General features: G+C 70.8%; 26 protein-coding genes and 1 pseudogene. 18 read left to right on the top strand and 9 right to left on the bottom strand.

Annotated elements, in window-relative coordinates; translation table 11 throughout:
* Positions 1-47: 47 nt before the first annotated feature.
* A complete protein-coding gene (locus MKK55_RS15010; RefSeq protein ID WP_243932306.1) occupies positions 48-365 on the top strand; it encodes a cupin domain-containing protein in 318 nt (105 codons plus the stop codon).
* A gap of 60 nt (positions 366-425) precedes the next feature.
* Here the strand turns inward: MKK55_RS15010 and MKK55_RS15005 are convergent.
* The 6 genes and pseudogenes from MKK55_RS15005 to rpsF form a co-directional block, all read right to left on the bottom strand.
* Positions 426-1,187: pseudogene (locus MKK55_RS15005) on the bottom strand (DUF29 family protein); the annotation flags it as partial.
* 34 nt (positions 1,188-1,221) lie between these two features.
* Positions 1,222-2,709 carry a replicative DNA helicase gene (locus MKK55_RS15000; protein ID WP_147725730.1) on the bottom strand — a complete coding sequence of 496 codons (1,488 nt, stop codon included), beginning with the start codon at positions 2,707-2,709 and terminating at the stop codon, positions 1,222-1,224.
* A 272-nt stretch (positions 2,710-2,981) separates the two neighbouring features.
* Positions 2,982-3,554: a 50S ribosomal protein L9 gene (gene rplI, locus MKK55_RS14995; RefSeq protein ID WP_147725731.1), complete on the bottom strand. Its 573-nt coding sequence runs from the start codon at positions 3,552-3,554 to the stop codon at positions 2,982-2,984.
* Positions 3,555-3,604: 50 nt separating this feature from the next.
* Positions 3,605-4,657 (bottom strand): hypothetical protein, encoded by a 1,053-nt coding sequence (locus tag MKK55_RS14990; RefSeq protein ID WP_243935830.1) that lies wholly within the window; start codon positions 4,655-4,657, stop codon positions 3,605-3,607.
* Between the two features lie 139 nt (positions 4,658-4,796).
* Positions 4,797-5,063 carry a 30S ribosomal protein S18 gene (gene rpsR, locus MKK55_RS14985; protein WP_147725733.1) on the bottom strand — a complete coding sequence of 89 codons (267 nt, stop codon included), beginning with the start codon at positions 5,061-5,063 and terminating at the stop codon, positions 4,797-4,799.
* A gap of 3 nt (positions 5,064-5,066) precedes the next feature.
* Positions 5,067-5,537, bottom strand: coding sequence for a 30S ribosomal protein S6 (gene rpsF / locus MKK55_RS14980; protein ID WP_147725734.1), 471 nt, complete (start codon positions 5,535-5,537; stop codon positions 5,067-5,069).
* A 524-nt stretch (positions 5,538-6,061) separates the two neighbouring features.
* Here rpsF and MKK55_RS14975 point away from each other — a divergent pair.
* From MKK55_RS14975 to tsf, 10 genes are all read left to right on the top strand, one after another.
* The gene (locus MKK55_RS14975) at positions 6,062-6,325 is read left to right on the top strand and encodes a hypothetical protein (protein ID WP_147725735.1); all 264 of its coding nucleotides are present in this window, start codon (positions 6,062-6,064) and stop codon (positions 6,323-6,325) included.
* Positions 6,326-6,557: 232 nt separating this feature from the next.
* Positions 6,558-7,319, top strand: a complete 762-nt coding sequence (locus MKK55_RS14970) for a pyridoxine 5'-phosphate synthase (RefSeq protein ID WP_243935828.1) — start codon at positions 6,558-6,560, stop codon at positions 7,317-7,319.
* Positions 7,316-7,729: a holo-ACP synthase gene (gene acpS / locus MKK55_RS14965; RefSeq protein ID WP_147725737.1), complete on the top strand. Its 414-nt coding sequence runs from the start codon at positions 7,316-7,318 to the stop codon at positions 7,727-7,729. Before MKK55_RS14970 ends, acpS begins: the two co-directional genes overlap by 4 nt.
* 126 nt (positions 7,730-7,855) lie before the next feature.
* Complete coding sequence (gene lepB, locus MKK55_RS14960; RefSeq protein ID WP_243932310.1) at positions 7,856-8,653, top strand: signal peptidase I; 798 nt, start codon at positions 7,856-7,858, stop codon at positions 8,651-8,653.
* 8 nt (positions 8,654-8,661) lie between these two features.
* On the top strand, positions 8,662-9,468 hold the full coding sequence (gene rnc / locus MKK55_RS14955) for a ribonuclease III (protein WP_243935812.1): 807 nt from the start codon (positions 8,662-8,664) through the stop codon (positions 9,466-9,468).
* Complete coding sequence (era, locus tag MKK55_RS14950; protein ID WP_147841983.1) at positions 9,465-10,460, top strand: GTPase Era; 996 nt, start codon at positions 9,465-9,467, stop codon at positions 10,458-10,460. Before rnc ends, era begins: the two co-directional genes overlap by 4 nt.
* Before the next feature lie 172 nt (positions 10,461-10,632).
* Entirely contained in the window at positions 10,633-11,553 is a 921-nt protein-coding gene (locus tag MKK55_RS14945) for a class I SAM-dependent methyltransferase (protein WP_147727748.1), read from the top strand.
* Positions 11,550-12,293 carry a pseudouridine synthase gene (locus MKK55_RS14940; protein ID WP_243935802.1) on the top strand — a complete coding sequence of 248 codons (744 nt, stop codon included), beginning with the start codon at positions 11,550-11,552 and terminating at the stop codon, positions 12,291-12,293. The genes MKK55_RS14945 and MKK55_RS14940 overlap by 4 nt, the downstream gene beginning before the upstream one ends.
* A 200-nt stretch (positions 12,294-12,493) precedes the next feature.
* Positions 12,494-13,561, top strand: a complete 1,068-nt coding sequence (locus tag MKK55_RS14935) for a 30S ribosomal protein S2 (RefSeq protein WP_147727746.1) — start codon at positions 12,494-12,496, stop codon at positions 13,559-13,561.
* Positions 13,562-13,682: 121 nt separating this feature from the next.
* Positions 13,683-14,603, top strand: a complete 921-nt coding sequence (gene tsf / locus MKK55_RS14930; protein WP_243935800.1) for a translation elongation factor Ts — start codon at positions 13,683-13,685, stop codon at positions 14,601-14,603.
* 103 nt (positions 14,604-14,706) lie between these two features.
* Here the strand turns inward: tsf and MKK55_RS14925 are convergent, their stop codons facing one another.
* Together MKK55_RS14925 and MKK55_RS14920 are read right to left on the bottom strand one after the other, a co-directional pair.
* A complete protein-coding gene (locus MKK55_RS14925) occupies positions 14,707-14,991 on the bottom strand; it encodes a helix-turn-helix domain-containing protein (RefSeq protein WP_243935798.1) in 285 nt (94 codons plus the stop codon).
* On the bottom strand, positions 14,954-15,226 hold the full coding sequence (locus MKK55_RS14920; RefSeq protein ID WP_243935789.1) for a BrnT family toxin: 273 nt from the start codon (positions 15,224-15,226) through the stop codon (positions 14,954-14,956). The genes MKK55_RS14925 and MKK55_RS14920 overlap by 38 nt, the downstream gene beginning before the upstream one ends.
* Positions 15,227-15,410: 184 nt before the next feature.
* On the opposite strand from MKK55_RS14920, the gene pyrH reads away from it, so the two are divergent.
* The 4 genes from pyrH to dxr all read left to right on the top strand — a co-directional run bounded on the left by pyrH (position 15,411) and on the right by dxr (position 19,066).
* Positions 15,411-16,133 carry a UMP kinase gene (pyrH, locus tag MKK55_RS14915; protein WP_147727744.1) on the top strand — a complete coding sequence of 241 codons (723 nt, stop codon included), beginning with the start codon at positions 15,411-15,413 and terminating at the stop codon, positions 16,131-16,133.
* Positions 16,134-16,268: 135 nt separating this feature from the next.
* Positions 16,269-16,832 (top strand): ribosome recycling factor, encoded by a 564-nt coding sequence (frr, locus tag MKK55_RS14910; RefSeq protein ID WP_147727743.1) that lies wholly within the window; start codon positions 16,269-16,271, stop codon positions 16,830-16,832.
* Positions 16,833-17,012: 180 nt separating this feature from the next.
* A complete protein-coding gene (locus tag MKK55_RS14905) occupies positions 17,013-17,873 on the top strand; it encodes a phosphatidate cytidylyltransferase (protein ID WP_243935787.1) in 861 nt (286 codons plus the stop codon).
* A gap of 14 nt (positions 17,874-17,887) precedes the next feature.
* Positions 17,888-19,066, top strand: a complete 1,179-nt coding sequence (gene dxr / locus MKK55_RS14900; RefSeq protein WP_243935779.1) for a 1-deoxy-D-xylulose-5-phosphate reductoisomerase — start codon at positions 17,888-17,890, stop codon at positions 19,064-19,066.
* A gap of 119 nt (positions 19,067-19,185) precedes the next feature.
* On the opposite strand, the gene MKK55_RS14895 is transcribed toward dxr, so the two are convergent.
* Positions 19,186-19,827, bottom strand: coding sequence for a TetR/AcrR family transcriptional regulator (locus MKK55_RS14895; protein WP_243932315.1), 642 nt, complete (start codon positions 19,825-19,827; stop codon positions 19,186-19,188).
* A gap of 126 nt (positions 19,828-19,953) precedes the next feature.
* Between MKK55_RS14895 and MKK55_RS14890 the strand changes: the two genes are divergently transcribed.
* From MKK55_RS14890 to MKK55_RS14880, 3 genes are all read left to right on the top strand, one after another.
* Positions 19,954-21,174, top strand: coding sequence for an HlyD family secretion protein (locus MKK55_RS14890; protein ID WP_243935777.1), 1,221 nt, complete (start codon positions 19,954-19,956; stop codon positions 21,172-21,174).
* Between the two features lie 5 nt (positions 21,175-21,179).
* A complete protein-coding gene (locus tag MKK55_RS14885) occupies positions 21,180-22,787 on the top strand; it encodes a DHA2 family efflux MFS transporter permease subunit (RefSeq protein ID WP_243935775.1) in 1,608 nt (535 codons plus the stop codon).
* Between the two features lie 186 nt (positions 22,788-22,973).
* Positions 22,974-24,128, top strand: a complete 1,155-nt coding sequence (locus MKK55_RS14880) for a M50 family metallopeptidase (protein WP_147728014.1) — start codon at positions 22,974-22,976, stop codon at positions 24,126-24,128.
* The last annotated feature ends 339 nt before the right edge of the window (positions 24,129-24,467 follow it).

Below are 24,467 nucleotides of genomic sequence, written 5' to 3'. Positions count from 1 at the left end.
TGCAACACGGGGCTTGCGGCGCGCGCAGCCTTCCGAGGAGACAGCCAATGGCGTTCGCCTGCACGATCCCGGCGATTCCAACCGTCCAGCTGGACGACGCGACGCTTCGCATCACCCGCTGGGATTTCGCCCCCGGCGCGGTGACCGGATGGCACGAGCACGGCTGGCCCTACTTCGTGGTGATGCTGGTGGCCGGAACGCTCCGGGTCCATGACGGCGAGCAGGTCGGCGAGACCGCGCTCGCCGCGGGGCAGGCCTACAGCCGCCCGGCGGGCATCCGCCACGACGTGATGAACGGCTCGGACCATCCGATCGCCTTCGTCGAGATCGAGGTGAAGCAGCCTGGCGCGCTGGTGACGCTGTAGCGTGGGCGCCGAGCCCGCCTCCGGCTCGGGCGGCCAGGCGATCGCGCCGGTCATGATCGCCTCGTGGGAATAGGGGCAGGCATCGGAAAACACCGTTTCGTCGAGGCCGGTCTCGCCCGCGGCCTCGATCCGGGCGTCGTCGTAGGCTTCCCGGATGGCACCGGACAGGCGGCTCTTGAAGCCGGGGTTGCGTTCGAGAAGCTTCACTGCGGCCCGGCGCCCGGTCCGAATCGACAGCGCCCAGCTTCGCGTCCGCTTCTCGGGCTGAAAATCCCATGTCAGCAGACGGATCAGCGTGCTGCGGAGCACGCTTTCCAGACGGTTGTAGATCTCGGTGCCCGAGTCCTCGATCTCCTCGGCCAGGTTGAGTGCGTCGAGGGACGAGAACTGTCCGCGCCGGAGACGCTCGGCCTGCGCGAAGGCCCATGCGTAGACGTCGCGGAGATAGGGGGCGGGGCGGTCGCGGATGTCGGCCGCGGCAGCGAGACGCCGCGCGAGCGGTTCGGCCTCCGATGCCGCAGGCGCGCCCGCGATCCGCGCCGCGAGATAGGCCTCGGCCGGCGTTCCGTCCGGCCCCACGTCGGCGACCCGCGGCAGGACGGCCGCGAGGGTGATCGCCTCGCCGGCCGCCACGAGGGCGCCCGCGACCTCGAACACGCCGCGATGGAGCGGATGGGTCCAATCCTCATCGCGGAGGATCTGGGCCATCACTCCGTCGGTGGCAGGGTCGGCGAGGATCAGCCCGACGAGGCCGCGCTCGGCCTCGAACACGTCGTTCAGGGTGGTCGTCACGCGGGGCCGAGCCTGCTTCGCCAGCGCCATGGGGCGTCTCCGATCGGGCGGAGCGCGCGCCGTATCACATCTGCTCGGGCAGCCGGTCGCTCTGCGCGAGGTTCGAGAACCGGGTGATGTTGGCGTCGAACTGCAGCTCCACCGTGCCGGTCGGGCCGTGGCGCTGCTTGCCGAGGATCACCTCGGCCTTGCCGTGGACGCGGTTCATCTCCGCCTCCCAGGCGAAGAACTCCTCCGTGCCCTCGCGGGGCTTCTTGTTGTTGACGTAGTATTCCTCGCGGAACACGAACATCACCACGTCGGCGTCCTGCTCGATCGAGCCCGATTCGCGCAGGTCCGAGAGCTGCGGGCGCTTGTCGTCGCGGTTCTCGACCTGACGCGACAGCTGCGACAGGGCGATGATCGGAACCGAGAGCTCCTTGGCCAGCGCCTTCATGCCGGTGGTGATCTCGGTCATCTCCTGCACGCGGTTGTCCGAGCGCTTGCCGGAGCCCGCCAGCAGCTGGAGGTAGTCGACGATCAGCACGTCGAGGCCCTTCTGGCGCTTGAGGCGCCGGGCGCGGGCGGCGAGCTGCGCGATCGAGATGCCGCCCGACTGGTCGATGTAGAACGGGATCGTCTGCATGTCGCGGGCGGCGTCGGTAATCTTGTAGAAGTCCTCCGGCCGGATGTCGCCGCGGCGGATCTTGTAGGAGGGCACGCCCGACTGCTCGGCGATGATGCGGGTGGCGAGCTGCTCGGCCGACATCTCGAGCGAGAAGAACCCGACGATGCCGCCGTTCTTGGTCTTGATCGTGCCGTCGGCCTGCTTCTCGCCCTGGTAGGCCTTCGCGATGTTGAAGGCAATGTTGGTGACGAGCGAGGTCTTGCCCATGGCCGGGCGGCCGGCGAGGATGATCAGATCCGAGGATTGCAGGCCGCCCATCTTGGCGTCGAGGTCGGAGAGCCCCGTGGCCAGCCCCGAGAGCTTGCCCTCGCGCTGATACGCCTTGGCCGCCATGTCGACGGCGGCGGTGAGCGCGTCCGAGAACTTCTGGAAGCCGCCGCTGTACTTGCCGGCCTCGGCGAGCTCGTAGAGCCGGCGCTCGGTGTCCTCGATCTGGTCGCGCGGGGCCTGCTCGACCGGGGCCTCGTAGGCGCCGTTGACGAGGTCCTCGCCAATGGTGATCAGCCGGCGGCGGATCGCGAGGTCGTAGATCGTGCGGCCGTACTCGCCGGCGTTGATGACGGTGGTGGCGTCGGCCGCCAGCCGCGCGAGGTACTGCATCACCGTCTGGCCGCCGAAGTCGGCGTCGCCGAGATAGGTCTTCAGGGTGATCGGGGTCGCGAGCTTGCCCGCCTTGATCAGCGAGGTCGCCACCTGGAAGATCTGCTGGTGGGCGTCCTCCATGAAGTGCTCGGGCAGCAGGAAGTCCGAGACGCGGTAGTAGGCGTCGTTGTTCACCAGCATCGCGCCGAGCAGCGCCTGCTCCGCGTCGATGTTGTGCGGCGCGACGCGGTACTCCGCCTGCACGGCTTCGAGCTTGGCCGCTAGGGCATTGGGCAGGGCCATGGGCGGTCGCTCCGAATCGATGCGGGCCGGGCCGGCGCCGCATCCCAGACATGATCCGACGACCATGGCACCAGTCGGGTTGACCGATGCTTAGCCGCCGGCGTCCGCGTCACCGTGCCCGGAACGCGAGGACGCCCGCCCCTCGGTGCGAGGAACGGGCGCACATCTTGGAACAAACGAGGAACGCGTCAACCCTCCCGGGCCGCCTTCCCCGCTGTCACCGCCATTCACAGCCCGCCCCTCCCGCGTGGGGAGGGGGCAGGGCGATGCGATCAGCCGCGGTCGTCGGCGCCTTCGCCGGCCTCGGCCAGCGCCATGCCGACCTCCAGGCCGAGGTCGTCGAGGTTGAACGCCTCGCGCTCGGTGACCGACTCGCCGCGGGCCTGACGCTCGGCCTCTTCCGGGCTGCGGGCGACGTTGACGGTGACTTTCACGTCGACCTCGGGGTGGAGCACCACCGGGATCACGTGCAGGCCGAGCGTCTTGATCGGCTGGTTCAGGGTGAACTGGCCGCGCTCGACGGTGAAGCCCTCCTTGGTCACGACCTCGGCGAGGTCGCGGGTCGAGACCGAGCCGTAGAGCACGCCCGACTCGCCCGACTGGCGGATGAGCACGAAGGTCTGGCCGTCGAGCTTCTCGGCGACCGCCTCGGCGTCCTTCTTGCGGTCGAGGTTCTTCGCCTCGAGCTGCGCGCGCTGGGTCTCGAAGTGCTTCTTGTTGCCTTCCGTCGCGCGCAGCGCCTTGCCGCGGGCGAGGAGGAAGTTGCGGGCGAAGCCCGGCTTGACGTTCACGGTCTCGCCCATCTGGCCGAGCTTGGCGACGCGCTCCAGCAGGATCACTTCCATGGTCTTCGTCCTTCTTCAGGTAAGGCCGCCGATGAGGGCCGGCCGGGGTCTCAAGGGGTCGCGCCGTCGGGGCGTCGGCGCCGGTTGAGCGCGGTGTCGGCGAGGCCGAACAGGGTGAGCACGATTAGGGCGATGCCCTGCGTGAAGAACAGGATCAGGTAGAGACCGAACAGCATCATGCCGCGCGCCGGCCGGCCGCGGCTGCGGTCGTGGAAGGCGGCGAGCCCCTGCAGCGCGAAGACCGCGCTCACCGAGCCGACCAGGGCCGTGCCGAGCACGCCCGCGTAGCCCGGCGCGAAGGCGAGGATCACGGCGAGGCCGAGCAGCCCGAGCATGGCGCGCGGCATCACGGTCGACGGGATGTCCGGCCAGGGCCGCGGCAGGCGACCCGAGAGCTGGACGATGCGGGCGGAGGCCCAGAGGTAGAAGGTCAGGAGCAGGGCGAGCCCGTTGGCGGCGAAGGCGGGCACGGTGCGCGCCAGCGCATCGACCAGGTCGTCATGCGCCTCGGATCCCGCAGGCGTGGCATCGGCCGCGTCGCTGGGCTTTTCGGGGGGCGCCGGCTTTTCGCCGACGGGCTTGTCAGCGACGGGCTCGCCGGCGTCCGGGCGGGCGGCATCGGGCTTGGCCGGCGCGCTCGGCAGGCCACGCATCTGGGCGCGGACGATGGTGCCGGCTAGGCTCTTCAGCTGTCCCTCGAACGCCTCGTGGCTCGGCGCGGACAGGACGGCGATGGCGATGAAGGCCAGCGCCGCGGTCGCGCCGGTCCAGCCGAGGAGGCGGCCTGTCGGATACCATTCGAGGCTGCCGTCGGCGTTCGGCCGGCCGAGCAGGGCGAGATAGGCGAGCCACCACGCCGGCACGGCGAGGTAGGCGGCGAATCCGAGGCCGAGATAGGGGGAGACGACGAGGGCGAGCGCGAGGCTGCCGGAAGCCGCCGCCGCGAGCGCGGCGCGGGAATTCCAGCCGAGTCCCACGATGAGGATCGGCAGGGGCGCCAAGAGGTAGAGGACGATCGCGAGCGGGGTGGCCTTCAGCAGCATCCCGAACAGGAGTGCCGAGACGAGGCCCGCGCCGATGCCGATGCCGAGGTTCTGAACCATGAGATCCGCTGTCCCGCCGCCGCGCAGGAGTGCGGGCGGGGTTAGAGGCGAGGCGCCCCAACGATCGGGCGGCGGAGACCGTCGCCCGAAGGATGGTGGCCGACCCTGGTGGACCAGGGCCGGCAGGTTTCCGAAGAGCCTACTTGATGACGTAGGGGAGCAGGCCGAGGAAGCGCGAGCGCTTGATCGCCTGGGCGAGCTCGCGCTGCTTCTTGGCCGAGACCGCGGTGATGCGGGACGGAACGATCTTGCCGCGCTCCGAGACGTAACGGGACAGCAGCTTCACGTCCTTGTAGTCGATCTTCGGCGCGTTGGCGCCGGAGAAGGGGCAGGTCTTGCGACGACGGAAGAACGGACGACGGCCACCGCCGCCGGCGGCTCCACCAGCACTTGCACCGAATGCCATGGCTTAGTTCTCCCCGCCGAAGTTGCGCTCGGGCCGGTCGCCGCGGTCGCCACGATCCCCACGGTCGCGGTCGCCGCCGAAGCCGCCGCCACCACCGAAGCCCTCGTCGTCGCGACGACGGCCGCGCTCGCGATCCTTGCGGTCGTCGCGGTCGCGCTTCTGCATCATCGCGGACGGCTCGTGCTCGAGCTCCTCCACGCGGATGGTCATGAAGCGCAGCACGTCTTCCGAGATCTGCATCTGGCGCTCCATCTCGGCCATGGCGGCCGGGGGGGCGTCGATGTTGAGCAGGGTAAAGTGCGCCTTGCGGTTCTTCTTGATCCGGTAGGCGAGGGACTTGACGCCCCACATCTCGATCTTCTCGAAACGTCCGCCGTTCTGTTCGATGACGCCCTTGTAGGTCTCGATCATCGTCTCGACCTGCTGGGACGTCACGTCCTGGCGTGCCAGGAATACGTGCTCGTAGAGAGGCATTACGGGCCCTTCAGCTTGAATGAGGCCCGGACATGCAGATGCACGATGAGTTCCGGGCCGGTTCGGTTCGCGAGATCGCCCGGCGCCAAGCCCTCCGAGCCGTTTCAACGGGCCCGAGCGGTTGATCGAAGGCGGAGACACGGGACGACGGCTCGTTCGATCGTCGCCAGGCGACGCGGAAAAAAGCCTGTGCCGCGAACGGCACCGTCCGTTCAGCCCCCAGCCGGAGCGAACGCGAGTGGCGGCGGATAGTCGGTTTCGGGGAAAATCGCAAGGCTGAATCGCAAGGCTGCATCGCACGGCCGGGCACGTCGGGCCGTCCCGTCGCCTGCGTGCCGGCGATCGAACGCCGCGACGCGCTTCCGGAGGGCGGCGACGATTTCCGTTCCCCGGAAAGCGCAACGGGACCAGGCCCCTGGGCGCGGCTCGCACGCACCGGGAGGTCGGCCGCGCGAAGTTTCTCCGAACCATCCCCGGGCCGCGACGTTCCTCCTCCCACACCGACCACACGAAGGATCCGTCCCATGCGTAAGACACTCATCTCCGCCACGGCGCTCGTGCTCGCACTCTCGGGTGCGGCGTTCGCGCAGTCCGCGACCGGCAACATGAACAATCCCGGCAGCGTGAAGAGCCCGTCCGAGAAGACGATGGAGAAGGGCGGCACGATGCGGGGCGACATGCCGGCCACAACCGGCACCGCTCCGGGCGCCGCCAACGCGATGCCGGCCGGCCGCGAGGACGGCGCCCGCACGGTTCCGGGCAACGCCGGCGCCAACCCGGTCCGCTGAGCACCAACGACGTACGAGCCTTCGGGCTTCGTCGAAGGGAGGCCGGGCCGTCGTGCCCGGCCTTTCCGCGTTCGAGGGCCCTTCGCAGGAGGCCGCGACCATCCGACCCGCGGCGCGTCGCCTTCGAAACAGCACGGGTCGGGCGATTTCTCGCAGCGGCGAGGCGCCAGGGCGGCCCGATCTGGGCTAAGCACGACGCGATCACCTCGAAGCCACGCGAAAAGATCGGCGCATGTCGGCACATCCTCTCCGCCTCGGCGTGAACATCGACCACGTCGCCACCGTCCGGAACGCCCGCGGCGGCAGCTATCCCGACCCGGTGCGGGCGGCGATGCTGGCGGTGGAGGCCGGTGCCGACGGGATCACGGCCCACCTGCGCGAGGACCGGCGGCACATCCGCGACGCTGACATGGCCGCGCTCGCCCGGACGCTGACCGTGCCGCTCAACTTCGAGATGGCGGCCACCGACGAGATGGTGGCGCTCGCCCGCACGCTGAAGCCGCATGCCGCCTGCCTCGTCCCCGAGAAGCGCGAGGAGCGCACGACGGAGGGCGGCCTCGACATCGTCGGCGGGCGCGATCACCTCGCGCCTCGCATCCGCGCGCTGGCCGAGGCCGGCATCCGGGTGTCGCTGTTCGTCGAGCCGGACGCGGCGGTGATGGAGGCGGCCCACGCGCTCGGCGCGCCGGTCGTGGAGCTTCATACCGGCAGCTACTGCGAGGCCACGGTCGCGGGCGATGCGGCCGCGACCGCGCACGAGCTCGCCCGGATCGTCCGTGCCGCCGAGCACGGGCAGGGGCTCGGGCTGGAGATCCATGCCGGCCACGGGCTGACCACCGACAGCGTTGGGCCGATCGCGCGGATCCCGGAGATCCGCGAGCTCAACATCGGCCACGCGCTCATCGCCGACGCGATCTTCGTCGGGCTGCCCCGGGCGATCCGCGACATGCGCGCGGCGATGGAGGCGGCCCGGGCGGGGAGCCGGGGCCGATGATCCTCGGGATCGGCTCCGACCTCTGCGACATCCGCCGGATCGAGCGCTCGCTCGCGCGCTTCGGCGAGCGCTTCACTCACCGGGTGTTCACCGACGGCGAGCGGGCCCGGTGCGACCGCAAGGCGGCCCGCGCGCCGTCCTACGCAAGGCGCTTCGCCGCCAAGGAGGCCTGCGCCAAGGCGCTCGGCACCGGCCTCGCGCACGGGGTGTTCTGGCGCGACATGGAGGTCGTGAACCTGCCCGGCGGGCAGCCGACGCTGCATCTCACCGGCGGAGCCCTGGACCGGCTGGCCGCGATGCTGCCGGCCGGGCACGCGGCGCGGTTGCACGTCACCCTCACCGACGACCCGCCGATGGCACAAGCTTTCGTGATCATCGAGGCCGTGCCGGAGGGCACCGGGCGGGGTTGACGCCACCTCCCGCCGCGTTGCGGGGGAACCCGGCTTGGTCTAGACCGCCGCGACGCAACGGACACGGTGGGGCGCCGCGGGCAGCGCCCGCGCGGGCCGTCGGCCTCGTCCCAGACGGATCGACAGATGGAACGCGCGCGCTTGGATCGGGACGGCAAACACGAGGTCCGGGCGCAACCGGGGACCTGGGCCAGCATCCGCGAGACCCTGAAGGTCGGGATCCAGGCGCTGCTCATCGCGCTAGTCGTGCGCACGCTGCTGTTCCAGCCGTTCAACATCCCCTCGGGATCGCTGATCCCGACGCTGCTGATCGGCGACTACCTGTTCGTGTCGAAATATTCCTACGGCTACTCGAAGTACTCGCTGCCCTTGAGCGAATACCTGCCGACGAAGGCGGAGGGGCGCATCTGGGCCGCCGAGCCGAAGCGCGGCGACATCGCGGTGTTCAAGCTGCCCAAGGACAACGCCACCGACTACATCAAGCGGGTGATCGGCCTGCCCGGCGACAAGATCCAGATGATCGACGGCGTGCTCAACATCAACGGCAAGCCGGTCAAGCGCGAGCGCATCGCCGATTACGAGACCATCGATCCGTACGGCCAGGCGACCAAGGTGCCGCAGTACAACGAGACGCTGCCGAACGGCGTCGTGCACCACACGATCGAGCGCGACGGCGACAACGGGTTTTGGGACAAGACCGAGCTCTACACCGTGCCGCCGGGGCACTTCTTCATGATGGGCGACAACCGCGACAACTCCACCGACTCGCGCGACCTCGCCAACGTCGGCTACGTCCCGTTCGAGAACTTCGTCGGCCGCGCCGAGATGATCTTCTTCTCGATCGACGAGGGCACGCCCGCCTGGCAGATCTGGAACTGGCCGGCCCACGTGCGCTGGGGCCGCCTGTTCTCGACGATCCACTGACCCCCGCCTTGCCCGACGAGGCGCGCCCCTCCGCCCGCGCACGGCGCATCACCCGCCCGAGGCCCGACCTGTCGGTGCTGGAGGCGCGCATCGGCCACAGCTTCGCCGATCCGTCGCTGCTCGCCCGCGCGGTGACGCATGTGAGCAAGGCGGCGGGCCGTGCCGGCAGCTACCAGCGCCTCGAATTCCTCGGCGACCGCGTCCTCGGCCTCGCCATCGCCGACCGGCTCTACGCCGCCTTTCCGCAGGCCGACGAGGGCGACCTCTCGCGCCGGCTGGCGGGGCTGGTCCGGCGCGAGACCTGCGCCGCCGTCGCCACCGCCTGGGACGTCGGCCCGCACCTCGTCCTCGGGCAGGGCGAGGTGCTGGGCGGCGGCCGCCGCAACCAGACCATCCTGGCCGACGTCTGCGAGGCGATCCTCGGCGCGGTCTACATGGATGCCGGCTACGAGGCCGCCCGGGCGCTGATCGAATCCGCCTTCCGCCCGGCCGAGCCAACCGGCGCGCCGCGCGGCCGCGACGCGAAGTCGGCGCTGCAGGAATGGGCGATGGGCCGCGGCCTCGCGATTCCGGCCTACGACGTCGTCGAGCGCTCCGGCCCCGACCACGCGCCGCATTTCCGCATCGCCGCCCGCGTCGAAGGGCTCGAGCCGGGGGTCGGCGAGGGGCCGTCGAAGCGCCTCGCCGAGCAGGACGCCGCCCGCGCCGTGCTGGCGCGCGAGGGCATCGGCGACGGCGCCGGCCCGGGCGGAGACGGGGCAGGGCGGGATGCCGGCCAGGGGGCCGGCGAGCGGCCGAGCGAGGACCGGACATGAGCGCGATGCCCCACGACGAACCCGAGGACGGCCCGCGGGACGAATTCGAGGCGGTGCCGGAGCGCGCGCCCCCGAGCCTGCTGCCTGGCACCCCGGCCGATGCCAAGGCCGGCTTCGTCGCGCTGATCGGCGTGCCGAACGCCGGCAAGTCGACGCTCCTGAACAGCCTCGTCGGCACCAAGGTCTCCATCGTCTCGCGCAAGGTCCAGACCACGCGGGCGCTGGTGCGCGGCATCCTGATCGAGGGCTCGGCCCAGGTGGTGCTGGTCGACACCCCCGGCATCTTCCAGCCCAAGCGCCGGCTCGACCGGGCGATGGTCCACTCCGCCTGGAGCGGGGCGGCCGACGCCGACGCGGTCTGCCTGCTGGTCGACGCGCGCAAGGGGATCGACGAGGAGCTGGAGACGATCCTGGCGCGCCTGCCGGACGTGCGCCGCCACAAGATCCTGATCCTCAACAAGATCGACCTGATCCTGCGCGAGAAGCTGCTCGCGCTCGCCGAGGACTTGAACAAGCGCATCCCGTTCGCCGACACCTTCATGATCTCGGCGCTGAACGGCGACGGCATCGCCACGCTCAAGCAGGCGCTCGCCAAGCTGATGCCCTCCGGCCCCTGGCTCTACCCGGAGGACCAGGTCTCGGACGCCCCCATCCGCATGCTCGCCTCCGAGATCACGCGCGAAAAGCTCTACGATCGGCTGCACGAGGAGCTGCCCTACCGCTCCACCGTCGAGACCGACCAGTGGCAGGTGCGCAAGGACGGCTCGGTGCGGATCGAGCAGACCATCTTCGTCGAGCGCGAGAGCCAGCGCTCGATCGTGCTCGGCAAGGACGGCCAGACCATCAAGGCGATCGGCACGGCGGCCCGCCGCGAGATCGCCGAGGTCGCCGAGACCACGGTCCACCTGTTCCTGCACGTGAAAGTGCGCGAGAACTGGGCCGACGACCCGGCCCGCTACCGCGAGATGGGCCTGGAATTCCCGCGCGGCTGATCCGTTTCGGTTTCCGGCTTCTCGAATCGCGCGAAACCGCGTGTTGATGCGCCGGGCTCCCCGTGCCGATCCGGCCGCCCCCCGAACCGCTCGCGCGGGGTCGCCCAAGGCGCGGCGTTTCCCCATCCTCCAAGGCCGCTTCGGCGGCCCGGTCCCGAAATTCCCGTCACCCATGCCCGAAACCGCCATCTCCGACGCCGTCTACGGCCTGCCGCCGGCCGAGCTCGCCGAGGTTCCGCCGGATGCCGTCCAGCTCTCGCCCCTCGTTCCCGGGTCCGCCCGGCTGGAGGATTGCGCGGATGCGAGCCTCGCGCAGGTTCGGATGCTGGCGCCGCCCGGCACCGTGGAACGCCGCTTCGTGCTGGCGCAGGCGCTGCGGGCGCTGCGGCCCGGCGGCGAGCTCCTGGCGATGGCCCCGAAGGATCGGGGCGGCGCACGGCTGGCGCGCGAGCTGACGGATCTTGGCTGCACCAGCGCCGAGGAGGCCCGTCGCCATCACCGGATCTGCCGCGTCGTCCGGCCCGAGGGCGACCTGCCGCTGGCCGCCGCTCTGGAGGAGGGGGCGCCGCGCCACATCGACAACCTTTCCTTGTGCACGCAGCCCGGCATCTTCTCGTGGGACCGGCTCGATCCCGGCAGCGCGCTTCTGCTCGCGACCCTGCCGGCGCTGAAGGGCGGCGGCGCCGATTTCGGCTGCGGCCTCGGCATCCTGGCGCGCGCGGTGCTGGCCTCGCCCGCCGTCACCGCGCTGACGCTGATCGACATCGACCGCCGCGCCGTCGAGATGGCGCGCCGCAACGTCGGTGACCCGCGCAGCACCATCCGCTGGGCCGACATCCGCGCGGCGGATCCCGGCCTGACGCGCCTCGACTTCGTGGTGACCAACCCGCCGTTCCACGACGGCGGCGCCGAGGACCAGAAGCTCGGGCAGGTCTTCATCCGCCGTGCCGCGGAGGCCTTGCGCCCCGGCGGCAGCCTGTGGCTGACGGCCAACGCGCACCTGCCCTACGAGCGCGTGCTCGCCGAGGCCTTCAAGGCCGTGACGGTGAAGGCGTCCGCCCACGGCTACAAGGTGTTCGAGGCGCGCAAATGAGCGCCAAGGCCCCGACCGCCCGGCTCGACAAGCTGCTGGCCAACCTCGGCTACGGCTCGCGCCGCGAGATCGCCGGCCTGGCGCGGGCCGGACGCATCGTTCTGGACGGCGCGGCCCTCGCCGACGCGGGCGCCCGCATCGCCGTGACGCCGGACCTGCCCGCGCGTCTGGCCGTCGACGGCGCGGGCATCGACCCGCCCCCCGGCCTCGCGCTGATGCTGCACAAGCCGCTCGGCGTCACCTGCTCGCACAAGGAGGCCGGCCCGCTGGTCTACGGGCTCCTGCCCGAGCGCTGGCGCCGCCGCGACCCGGCGCTCTCCACCGTCGGCCGCCTCGACAAGGAGACCTCGGGCCTGCTGCTGCTCACCGACGACGGTGCGCTGCTGCATCGGATCATCGCGCCCAAGGCCAACGTGGCCAAGCGCTACCGCGTGACGCTCGACCGCCCGCTGAAGGGCGACGAGGGCGCGATCCTCGCCGCCGGGACCCTGATGCTGGAGGACGACGACAAGCCGCTCCTGCCGGTGGGCTTCTCCGCCGAGGACGCGACGCATGCCACCGTGACCCTGCACGAGGGCCGCTATCATCAGGTCCGCCGCATGTTCGCGGCGATGGGCAACCACGTCACCGCGCTGCATCGCGACCGGATCGGCGGCCTCGCCCTGCCGGCGGACCTGCCGGCAGGGGCGTATCGGGTGATGGACGCGGCGGACGTGGCGAACGTCTTTTCCGCCGCCTGATCCCGGCCTCGAGTCCGCTGCCTGGGGTTTCCGGCGCCCCGGCGATACCGTTGCCCTGGCGGCCAACCTCTGCTAAGGCCCCGCCCATTCCACACGCGGAGCCGGCCCCATGCCTGAATGGGGCGTTTCCGGTGATCGGCCGATCCGTCGGCCGGTCGCTACCTCCGCGGCGGCATAACCGGAAAGAAAGCGAAAGACTCATGGCCGTCGATTTCACCATGCGCCAGCTCCTCGAGGCCGGCGCCCATTTCGGGCACCAGTCGCACCGCTGGAACCCGAAGATGCAACCCTACATCTTCGGCACCCGCAACAACATCCACATCATCGACCTCGCCCAGACGGTGCCGGCGCTGCACACCGCGCTGCAGGCGGTGAGCGACACGGTCGCCAAGGGCGGCCGCGTGCTGTTCGTCGGCACCAAGCGCCAGGCGGCCGACACGATCGCCGAGGCCGCCAAGCGTTCGGCCCAGTACTACGTCAACTCCCGCTGGCTCGGCGGCATGCTGACCAACTGGAAGACCATCTCCGGCTCGATCTCGCGCCTGCGCAAGGTCGACGAGACCCTCGACACCGGCGGCCCGGGCCTCACCAAGAAGGAGCGCCTGATGCTGTCCCGTGAGAAGGACAAGCTCGAGAAGGCGCTCGGCGGCATCAAGGACATGGGCGGCGTGCCCGACCTGCTGTTCGTGATCGACACCAACAAGGAGCAGCTCGCGATCAAGGAGGCCCAGCGCCTCGGGATCCCGGTGGCCGCGATCGTCGACACCAACTGCAACCCGGACGGCATCACCTACGTCGTCCCGGCCAACGACGACGCCGGCCGCGCCATCGCGCTCTACTGCGACCTGATCGCCCGCGCCGCCATCGACGGCATCTCGCGCGGCCAGGGCTCGTCGGGCGTCGACCTCGGCGCCTCCGAGGAGCCGATGGCCGAGGAGCTTCCGTCGGACGAGGCCGCCGCCGTCTCGGTGGAGTCGGGGGCCCTCGATCCGGCCGACGTCGCGATGCTCGCCGAGTCGACCGAGCATTTCGAGCTGCTCGCCGCCCCCCGCGGCGCGCCGGACGACCTGTCCAAGCTCCACGGCGCCGGCCCGCAGATCGTGCAGAAGCTCAACGACGCCGGCATCTACCACTACTGGCAGATCGCCGCGATGAGCCCGGAAGACGTCGCCAAGGTCGACGCCGACCTGAAGCTCAACGACCGCTTCGGCCGCGACGGCTGGGTCGCCCAGGCCCGCGGCTTCGTCGAGGCCCAGGCCGCCGCCTGATCGCCCGCCGGGATCGCGGCGGCCCCATCCGGGGCGCCGTGATCCGCACCACCACATTCGGGCCCGGCGTTCACCCCTGGACGTCGGGCTCCTCTCATCTGAGATGACGAAAGGACCGGCCATGGCCAACATCACCGCCGCGATGGTGAAGGAACTCCGCGAGAAGACCGGCGCGGGCATGATGGACTGCAAGGGCGCGCTCAACGAGACGCAGGGCGACCTCGAGGCCGCCGTTGACTGGCTCCGCACCAAGGGCCTCGCCAAGGCCGCCAAGAAGGCCGGCCGCGTCGCCGCCGAGGGCCTCGTCGCCGTGGAGTCCTCGGGACACCACGCCGCCATCGTCGAGGTGAATTCCGAGACCGACTTCGTCGCCCGCAACGACGCCTTCCAGGCCTTCGCCCGCGAAGCCGCCAAGATGGCGCTCGATTCCGACGGCACCCTGGACAGCCTCCAGGCCGCGCACTTCCCCGGCGGCAGCGAGACCGTCTCGGAGAAGCTGCAGAACCTCATCGCCACCATCGGCGAGAACATGAACCTGCGCCGCGTCGCCAAGCTTGACGTGACCAAGGGCGTGATCGCGAGCTACGTCCACGGCCAGATCTCCGAAGGCCTCGGCAAGATCGGCGTGCTGGTCGCGCTCGAGTCGGAGGGCGACGTCGAATACCTGTCGACGCTCGGCCGCCAGATCGCGATGCACGTCGCCGCCACCAACCCCGTGGCGCTCGACGCCTCCGGCGTCGACGCCGCCACGTTGGAGCGCGAGTCGAACATCCTGCGCGAGAAGAACGCCGGCAAGCCCGACCACGTGATGGCGAAGATCGTCGAGAGCGGCCTGAAGAGCTACTACAAGGAGGTCACCCTCCTGGAGCAGCCCTTCGTGCACGACGGCTCGAAGACGATCACCCAGGTGATCAAGGAGGCCGCCGGCAAGGCCGGCGCCCCGGTCGCGCTCACCGGCTTCGTGCGCTACGCGCTCGGCGACGGCATCGAGAAGGAAGAGGGCCCCGACTTCGCCTCCGAAGTCGCCACCATGTCGCGCTGAGTCATGTCGCGCTGAGCGACATGATAGGTTCTTCCGAGGAGCCTCGGCCGCAAGGCCGGGGCTCCTCGCGTTCCGGCACCCGACGAAGCCGCCGGCGTCTCGCTCAAGCCATGGCTGCGGCGACCATGTCCGGATGCCGGGCGATGACGCGAACGTAGGCGACTGCGAAATCGGGAGGCGTGGTCCGAGCCTGTTCCCAATCGCGCAGGGTTCCGAGCGGGACACGGAACCTGAGGGCGAACGCGGCTTGCGAAAGGCCCAGCGTCGTGCGTGCCATCCGGATCAGCCGGGCCTTCTGCGCCCGATCCAAAGCCGTCGCGGGGACATCGAAATCCCCCGGGTCGCTGGTCTCAGAGGCCAGAATCGTAGGCTCGTCCTTCACCGGCATTGCTTCGCTTCACAGAGATGAACCGTGGCCGCCCGTTTCGCCAAGTGAACACGGCCGCGTGGAGTTTGCCCTCGACCAGACCAATGGGCTTGAAACGTTCCTCGCCGTCCTGCGGCCGGACGGAGGGAATGATCGGGTGGGCCTCGTCCGCCATGATCCTGTCGCCGAACGCGAGCGACAGGCCGTGCCGTTCGCGGTTGATCGCATCCTTGCCGGGATCGAACGGCTCGCTCATCGTACCAATGATACGGAAATCCCGTACCTCCAACAAGGCGACATCCGAGGCCGGCAACCGATTTTTCGCAGCCGCTCCGCGGAGAGCGGTCTCCGAGGCCTCGACGGTCCCGGGCGGCCTGACGTAGAAGCCCCTCGGTTCTGGATCAGGTTCGGCCGTGTCGCCGGACCCTATGAGGTGGACGATGCCGGAGACGACGCCGTTTCGCCGGGTGCTGGTGAAACTCTCGGGCGAGGCGCTGGCCGCCCCCGACGGGTACTGGCTCCATCCGCCGACGCTGGCGGGCCTCGCCGAGGACATCGCCCGCGCCATCGAGGCCGGGATCGAGGTCGCGCTGGTGGTCGGCGGCGGCAACATGATCCGCGGCGCGCGGATCTCGCAGGCCGGGTTCATCGACAGGGCCACCGGCGACTCGCTCGGCATGATGGCCACGGTGATGAACTCGCTCGCGCTCGAGACCGCGCTCAACGCGGCCGGCGTCCCCGCGCGCACGATGTCGGCGGTCTCGATGCCGACGATCTGCGAGACCTACGCGCGCCAGCCGGCCCTGCACCACCTCGACAAGGGCCAGGTGGTCGTGCTCGCCGGCGGCACCGGCAACCCGTTCTTCACCACCGACACCGCCGCTGTGCTGCGCGCGGCCGAGCTCCGCTGCGACGCGGTCCTGAAGGCGACGCAGGTCGACGGCGTCTACTCGGCCGACCCGAAGACCCATCCTGAGGCGACCCGCTACGACCGCATCACCCACGACGAGGCGATCGCCCGCGACCTCAAGATCATGGACACCGCCGCCTTCGCGCTCGCCCGCGAGAGCCGGCTGTCGATCGTGGTCGGCTCGGTGCACCCGCCCTCCTCGATCACTGCGATCCTCACCGGGCATGCGGCCTCGACCCTGGTCGTGCCCTGAGGACGGCGGGCGTCCCCGAGGGGCGTTGCGGTTTGCGGCCTCACGGGATTTCGTTCATTGAGGCGCCGACGCGCTCCGGCCCGGCGGGCCGGCTCGACCGACGAACAGTGAAGACGTTTCGGGAACTCTGAGACAATGGCTACACCGGACTTCGACCTCGCCGACATCAAGCGCCGCATGCAGGGCGCGGTCACGGCGCTCTCCAAGGATCTCGGCTCGCTGCGTACCGGCCGCGCGACGCCGAGCATCCTCGACCCGATCCAGGTCGACGCCTACGGCGCCTCGATGCCGATGGCGCAGGTCGCCACCGTGAGCGTGCCCGAGCCGCGCCTGCTGTCGATCTCGGTGTGGGACCGCGGCATGGTCACGGCGGTCGAGAAGGCGATCCGCGAATCCGATCTCGGGCTCAATCCGCAGACGGAAGGCCAGACCATCCGCCTGCGCATCCCCGAGATGAACGAGCAGCGCCGCAAGGAGATGGTCAAGGTCGCGCACAAGTACACCGAGGAGGCCCGCGTCGCGGTCCGCCACGTGCGCCGCGACGGGCTCGACCACCTCAAGAAGCTGCTCAAGGACAGCGCCATCTCCGAGGACGACGAGAAGCGCCAGGCCACGGAAGTGCAGAAGGTCACCGACCAGCACATCGCCGAGGTCGACGGGGTGCTGGCGTCCAAGGAAAAGGAAATCATGCAGGTGTGAGGCGGCCTCGGCCCCGCTCCCGAGGGGAGGGGGCGTGACGGTGCCTGCGCCGACCTGTGAGGAAACGCTAGGCCGGGCCGGCTGCCCCGGGGCCGGCGACGTGACGGAGAGGGGACGCGTGGACGGGAAGCACTCTGCGCGCCTTGCATCCGCGCGGACCGACGGTTCGAGGGCGCAGTGATGGCCGCCGACGACAGGGCGGTCGGCGCGCGGAAGAACCCGTTCGCGAACCGCGAGTTCGGCCTGCGCGTGGTCTCCGGGCTCGTGCTGGCGGCGATCGTCGTGGCGGCCCTGGTGGTCGGCGGCTGGGCCTTCGCCGTGATCTGGCTCGCCGCCGGGATCGTCGGCGCCGCCGAATGGATCGGCATGAGCCGGACGACGCCGCGGCGCGCGCTGCTGGCCATCGTCGCCGGCACGCTGATCCTGGCGGCGGCATGCTTCGAGGGCGACGCGCCGACCTACGCGGTGCCGGTGCTCCTGGCGCTCGGCGCTGCGCTCTGCCTGATCGTGGCGGAGGGGGCGGCCGGACGCCTGCGGGCGCTCGGCGCCCTGTTCGGCGGCGCGGTCGTCGCCCTGGTGCCGGTGGCGCTCCGCGACGCGCCGGCGATCGGCATCCTCGGGCCGGCCTGGATGTTCGCAGTGGTGTGGTCGACCGACGTGGTGGCCTACTTCACCGGCCGGACGCTCGGCGGGCCGAAGCTGATGCCGCGGGTGTCGCCGAAGAAGACGTGGTCCGGCGCGCTCGGCGGCCTCGCTGGCGCGGTGGCCGCCGGTCTCGCTGTCGTCGCGCTCGCCCGGGCGCAGGGCTGGAGCCCGCTCGCCGAGACCGCCCTCGTCTGGGTCGGGCTCGCCAGCGCCGTCGCCTCGCTCCTGAGCCAGGGCGGCGACCTCGTCGAATCGGCCCTGAAGCGCCGCTACGGCGTCAAGGATTCCGGCAAGTCCATTCCCGGCCATGGCGGGGTGATGGACCGGCTCGACGGGTTCTTCGCGGTCGCGTTGCTCGCCGGCCTGTACCTGATCCTGCGCCGCCTCGCGGCTTGACGGAGTTTTTCGCCGTGACCCACACCGTCACCATCCTGGGCGCCACGGGCTCGATCGGCCGCTCGACCACCGACCTCCTCGCCCAGCACCCGGATCGCTTCCGGGTCGGCGCGGTGGTCGGCGGCCGCGATGCGGCGGCCCTGGCCAAGGTCGCGCGCGAGACCGGCGCGCGCTTCGCCGCGCTCGCCGATCCGGCCGGCGGCGCGGCGCTCGCCGAGGCGCTGTCGGGCTCCGGCATCCCGTCCGGGGCGGGCGAGGCGGCGGTGCTCGACGCGGTGGCGCAGGAGGCCGACATCGTCGTCGCGGCGATCAGCGGGGCCGCCGGCCTGAAGCCGACCCATGAGGCGCTCCGCCTCGGGCGGCAGGTCGCGCTCGCCAACAAGGAGAGCCTGGTCTGCGCCGGCGACGCCTTCATGCGCGACGCCAAGCGCTACGGCGCGACCATCCTGCCGATGGATTCCGAGCACGACGCGCTCAGCCAGGCGATGGCCGGCCGGCCGCTGGAAGACGTGCGCACCATGATGATCACCGCCTCCGGCGGCCCGTTCCGGACCTGGACGCGCGAGCGCATCGCCGCCGCCTCGCCGGCGGAGGCCGCCGCCCACCCGACCTGGTCGATGGGGATGAAGATCAACATCGATTCCGCCTCCCTGATGAACAAGGGGCTGGAGCTGATCGAGGCGCACCACCTGTTCGGCATCGAGCCGGGCCGCCTCGACGTGGTGGTGCATCCGCAATCGGTGATCCACGGGATGATCTACTGGCTCGACGGCGCCGTCACCGCCGAGCTGGCGCTGCCCGACATGCGCGTGCCGATCTCGCACTGCCTCGGCCTCGGCGACCGCCTGACCATCGCCCGCGGCCGGTCCCTCGACCTCGTGGCTTTGGGCAGCCTCACCTTCGAGGCCGCCGACGAGGCGCGCTTCCCGTGCCTGCGGATCGCCCGCGCGGCGCTCGCCGAGGGCGGCGCGGCGCCGACGGTGATGAACGCGGCCAACGAGATCGCGGTGGCGGCCTTCATCGCCGGCACGATGCCGTTCTACGGCATCGCCGACCTCGTCGAGCGCGCGATCGCGCATTTCGCGGGGATCCACCGCACCGCCCCCGACGGCGTCGAGGAGGCGCTGGCGATCGACGCCGAGGTGCGGGCCTGGAGCACGGCCGCTTTGCCGCGGATGCGCGCGGCCGGCTGAGCGCGACGGATTTTCCGATCCGCACCGGCGTTTCCCTCCCCCCTTGAGCGGGGGAGGAAAGGGTGCTCGGAGTCGAGGCCTGGCCGCATCCGCGCGTCGTCGGGAGCGAAGGGCGTGCCTCAGCGCCCCGGGCCGTAGCCCGCGAAGAACACCCGCACGGCCTCGCGGATGCGATAGTCGATCTCCTCCCGCGTCACCGGATCGCCGGCGTGGAACAGCAGGCGCGTCAGCAGGCCGGCCTGGCAGAGATGCAGGAAGTGCTTGGCGGCGAGGTTCGTGTCCGCCGCGTTCAGGCGCCCGGCCGCCACCTGCGCGTCGAGGTAGGCGGTGAGCCGCGTCACGCCCATCGCCGGGCCAGCCTCGAAGAAGGCCTGCCCGAAGCGCGGGAACTTCTCGCAGGCGCCGATCACCATGCGGATCACCGCCACGTGCTCGGGCCGCACCATCTCGATGAGGTAGGTGGTGCCGAGCCGCGTCAGCACCGCGGCGACGTCGGGGTCGTCGGCATCCAGCAGGAACAGGGCCTCGGCCAAGCCCCGCTTCTCCTCCAGGGTCAGCGCCTCGAACAGCGCCTCCTTGCTGTCGAAGTAGACGTAGAGCGTGCCCTTCGAGACGCCGGCCGTGCGAGCGATCTCGCCCATGCTCGCGCCGTCGAAGCCCGCGCCCATGAAGACCTGGCGCGCGCCGTCGAGGATCTGGCGGCGCTTGTCGCTCTCGGGCGTGACGGCGTCTCGTTCCAGCGTCGCGGAGGTCGCGGGCATCTTGGCGATCCTGATTGACCGAACCGTTCGGTCAATGATATCTACTGCGTCGGAACGGCGGACGTCAATCGTCCTCGTCGATGACCGAACCGTTCGGTCAGCAAGTTTCAAGCTGGGATTTCGGGCATGTCGTTGCGCGAGGATGGCGACCGGATCGATGCGGCCGAGGCGACCGACGCCTTGCGGGACGAGCGCGCCGAGGCGCCGCGCGCCACGCCGAAGGCGGCCGCGGCCTCGCCCCACGTCCCGGCTCCCGCCGAGGCCCCGGTGGTCGGGAAGCGCTCGCGTAAGAAGCTCGTCCTGGCGGGCCTGCTCTGCGCGGCGTTGGCCGGGGGCGGCTACCAGGGCTGGCAGTACTGGACCGTCGGGCGGTTCTTCGTCTCGACCGACGACGCCTACGTGCAGGCGGACATCTCGGTGCTCGCCGCCAAGATCTCCGGCTACCTCGAAGCCGTCCCGGTGGTGAACGGGCAGTCGGTCAAGAAGGGCGACGTGATCGCCCGGCTCGACGACGGCGACTACCGGCTCGCGCAGCAGGCGGCGCAGGACAAGCTCGCGACCCAGGAGAGCACCATCGTGCGGATCGGCCGGCAGGCCGAGGCGGCGCAGGCGCAGGTCGTGCAGATGGCCGCCCAGATCGACGCCACCAAGGCCGACGCGGTGCGGGCGCTCGCCGACTACAACCGCGCGACCCAGATGCAGGCCGACTACGTCGCGAAATCCCGCCTCGACCAGGCCAAGGCCGACCGCGACCGCACCGATGCCGCGGTCAAGGGGGCCGAGGCCGGTCTGATCGCGGCCAAGGCCAACGTCGAGGTTCTGCACGCCCAGCAGCGCGAGGCCGAGAGCCTCGCGGCCGAGCTGCGCACCGCCGTCGACCGCGCCAAGCGCGACGTCGCCTTCTCGACGATCCGGGCACCGTTCGACGGGGTCGTCGGCAACAAGGCGGTGGAGGCCGGCGCCTACGTCGCGCCGGGCTCGCGCGTCGCCGCCCTGGTGCCGCTCAAGAGCGTCCGCATCGATGCGAACTTCAAGGAGACCCAGCTCGTGCGCGTCCGCCCCGGGCAGCACGTGCGCATCGAGGTCGACGCCTATCCCGACCGCGAGATCGCGGGCGAGGTCGAGTCGCTCTCGCCCGCCTCGGGCTCGGTGTTCAGCCTGCTGCCGCCCGACAACGCGACCGGCAACTTCACCAAGATCGTCCAGCGCCTGCCGGTGCGGGTGAAGGTGCCGGCCGACGTCGCCGCCGAGGGCCTGCTCCGGCCCGGCCTGTCGGTGACGGTCCGCATCGACACCCGCGACGGCGCCGACGCGCCGCTCCTGCGGACCGCGCATAAGCAGGACTGACCGCCATGGCCGCGACCGCCGCCGCCGGCCCCGGCCGAGCCCCCATCCCCGCGGCATCGCCCTCCGCGACGGCCGAGCCGCCGCTCGACCGCCGCCGGATGGTGGCGTTCCTGTGCATGGTGTTCGGGATGTTCATGGCGATCCTGGACATCCAGATCGTCTCGGCCTCGCTCAACGAGATCCAGGCCGGCCTGTCGGCGTCGGGCGACGAGATCCCCTGGGTCCAGACCAGCTACCTGATCGCCGAGGTGATCTCGATCCCGCTCTCGGGCACCCTCTCGCGGGTGCTCTCGACCCGGTGGATGTTCGTGATCTCGGCCGGCGGCTTCACGCTGATGAGCGTGATGTGCGCCACCGCCTCCTCGATCGACGAGATGATCGTCTGGCGCGCGCTGCAGGGCTTCATCGGCGGCGGCATGATCCCGACGGTGTTCGCCTCGGCCTTCACGATCTTCCCGCCGTCCAAGCGCTCGATCGTCTCGCCGATGATCGGCCTCGTGGCGACGCTGGCGCCGACCATCGGCCCGACGGTCGGCGGCTACCTGACGGACCTCGGCTCCTGGCACTGGCTGTTCCTGATCAACGTGGTGCCCGGCATCGCCGTCACGGTCTCGACCTTCTTCCTCGTCGACTTCGACGAGCCGAACCTCGACCTATTCAGGAGCTTCGACTGGTACGGGCTCGCCGGCATGGCGGGCTTCCTCGGCTGCCTCGAATACGTGCTCGAGGAAGGGCCGAACCACGATTGGCTGCAGGACGATGCGGTGGCGATCTGCAGCGTCATCGGCACGGTCTCGGCGGTCGGCTTCTTCTGGCGGGTCTTCACCGCGAAGCAGCCGATCGTGGACCTGCGCGCCTTCGCCGACCGCAACTTCGCCGCCGGCTGCGCGGCGAGCTTCGTCCTCGGCATCGGCCTCTACGGGCTGACCTACCTCTACCCGGTCTACCTCGCGCGGATCCGCGGCTACTCGGCGCTGCAGATCGGCGAGACGATGTTCGTCTCGGGCCTGTGCATGTTCGCCACCGCGCCGATCGCCGGGCGGTTCTCCGGCAAGGTCGACCCGCGCATCCTGATGGCGATCGGGTTCTCGGGCTTCGCCGCCGGGACCTGGATCGTCACCGGGCTGACCAAGGATTGGGACTTCTGGGAGCTGCTGTGGCCGCAGGTCCTGCGCGGCTGCTCGCTGATGCTGTGCATGATCCCGATCAACAACATCGCGCTCGGCACCCTGCCGCCGGCCCGGATCAAGAACGCCTCCGGCCTCTACAACCTCACGCGGAACCTCGGCGGCGCGGTCGGGCTCGCGCTGATCAACACCCTGCTCAACGATCGCTGGGACCTGCACCTCGAGCGCCTGCACGAGCGCTTCACCTGGGCCAACGGCGCGGCCCTGGAGCGCCTCGACGCGATGCGCCGCCAGTTCGAGGCGACCGGCGGCGACGCCGAGAAGATGGCCCTGAAGGCGATGACCAACACCGTGCGGATGCAGGGGCTGGTGATGAGCTTCGAGGACGTGTTCCTCGTTCTCACCGGCCTGTTCCTGCTGATGGCGCTGGCCACGCCCCTGATCCGCAGGCCCGCGGCGGCGGCCGCCGGGGGAGGCGGGCACTGACGGGCAGGCGAGGCGGGGGGGCGGGGGGATAGCGGGGAAAAGGCGGGTTCGCGCCGCGCCCGCATCGCCGCCGCCGCGCGCTCGTGCCACGCTGGCGTTTCGTCGGCGCAGGTTTGCGTTGGATCACCACCGCCCCGATCTGCTAGAGCGGAGTGCAAGGCCCGATCGCGGCCCGAGGATCGACGCATGGATTTCCTGACCGCGATGGGCGGCACGGCCACCGGCTTCTTCGGTGCGGTGATCCCGTTCCTGTTCGTGCTGACCGTCGTGGTCTTCGTCCACGAGATGGGGCACTTCCTCGTCGGACGCTGGTGCGGCGTCGGCGTCCACGCGTTCTCGATCGGCTTCGGGCCGGAGCTCGTCGGCTTCAACGACCGCCACGGCACCCGCTGGAAGCTCTGCGCGATTCCGCTCGGCGGGTACGTCAAGTTCCACGGCGACGCCAACGGCGCCAGCATTCCGGATGCCGACACCATCGCGCGGATGACCCCGCAGGAGCGGGCGATCAGCTTCCCGACCCAGCCGGTGGCCAAGCGCGCGGCGATCGTCGTCGCCGGCCCGGTGGCGAACTTCATCCTCGCGATCCTGCTGTTCGCCGGCGCGATCTGGCTCGGCGGCCGTCTCGAGCTGCCGGCCCGGGTCTCGGCGATCGATCCCAGCAGCGCGGCGGCGCAGGCCGGCTTCCAGACCGGCGACCTCGTGAAGAGCATCGACGGCGAGCCGATCCCCGATTTCAACACGATGTACCGCATCGTCACCGGCAGCGCCGGAACACCGCTGAACTTCGTCGTCGAGCGGGCCGGGGCCGACGTGCCGATCGTCGCGACGCCGTCGGTCTACGAGGAGAGCACCAAGTTCGGCCGCCACCGCATCGGGCGCCTCGGCATCCGCTCGCCGGCCGCCTCCGAGGCGAAGCTGGTCACCTACGGCCCGGTCGCCTCCCTCGGCCTCGGCGTGCACGAGACGGTGTTCGTGGTCGAGCGCACCTTCTCCTACCTCGGCAAGCTGGTGACCGGCCGCGAATCCGCCGACCAGCTCTCCGGGCCGATCGGCATCGCCCGCGTCTCCGGCGAGGTCGCCAAGGTCGGCGGCATCGGTGCGCTGATCGGGCTGATCGCGCTGCTCTCCGTCTCGATCGGTCTGCTCAACCTGTTCCCGGTGCCGCTGCTCGATGGCGGCCACCTGCTGTTCTACGCCTTCGAGGTGGTGCGCGGCCGCCCCTTGAGCGAGCGCGCCCAGGAGATCGGCTTCCGCGTCGGACTCGCCCTCGTGCTGGTGCTGATGATCTTCGCGGCCTGGAACGACATCCTGAACCTCGGCGCCTCCTGGCGCGCGACCTGAGCGCGGCACCGCGCTCGGTCCCCGCGCGCCGCCCACGAGGCGGTCGCCGCAATCCCGCCGCGATTGCGCGCGCGGCGGCCTCCGGCGGCGCCTGACCGGCCCCCGGCGAGTCCCCTGACGGGAGGCCGTGGAAGGGTTACGAAGACGTTTCCCGGATCCGGCACGGCCCGGGATTTCCGTGTCGGGGCAGGGATTTACCGTTCGTTTACCCTGCGACGAAATGGATGGGAACTTTGCGGGAGCGTTAAGTGGCCTGAAGGCCACGGCCCCCAAAATCCCGGTCATAGGACCCCCCGCGCCGTTTGCTTGGCAGGGGAATCCCGCTAAGAGCTACGCTTG

The organism is Methylobacterium sp. J-059 (assembly GCF_022829485.1).
Classification (GTDB): Bacteria; Pseudomonadota; Alphaproteobacteria; order Rhizobiales; family Beijerinckiaceae; genus Methylobacterium.
This window is presented reverse-complemented; position numbering and strand designations above follow the sequence as displayed.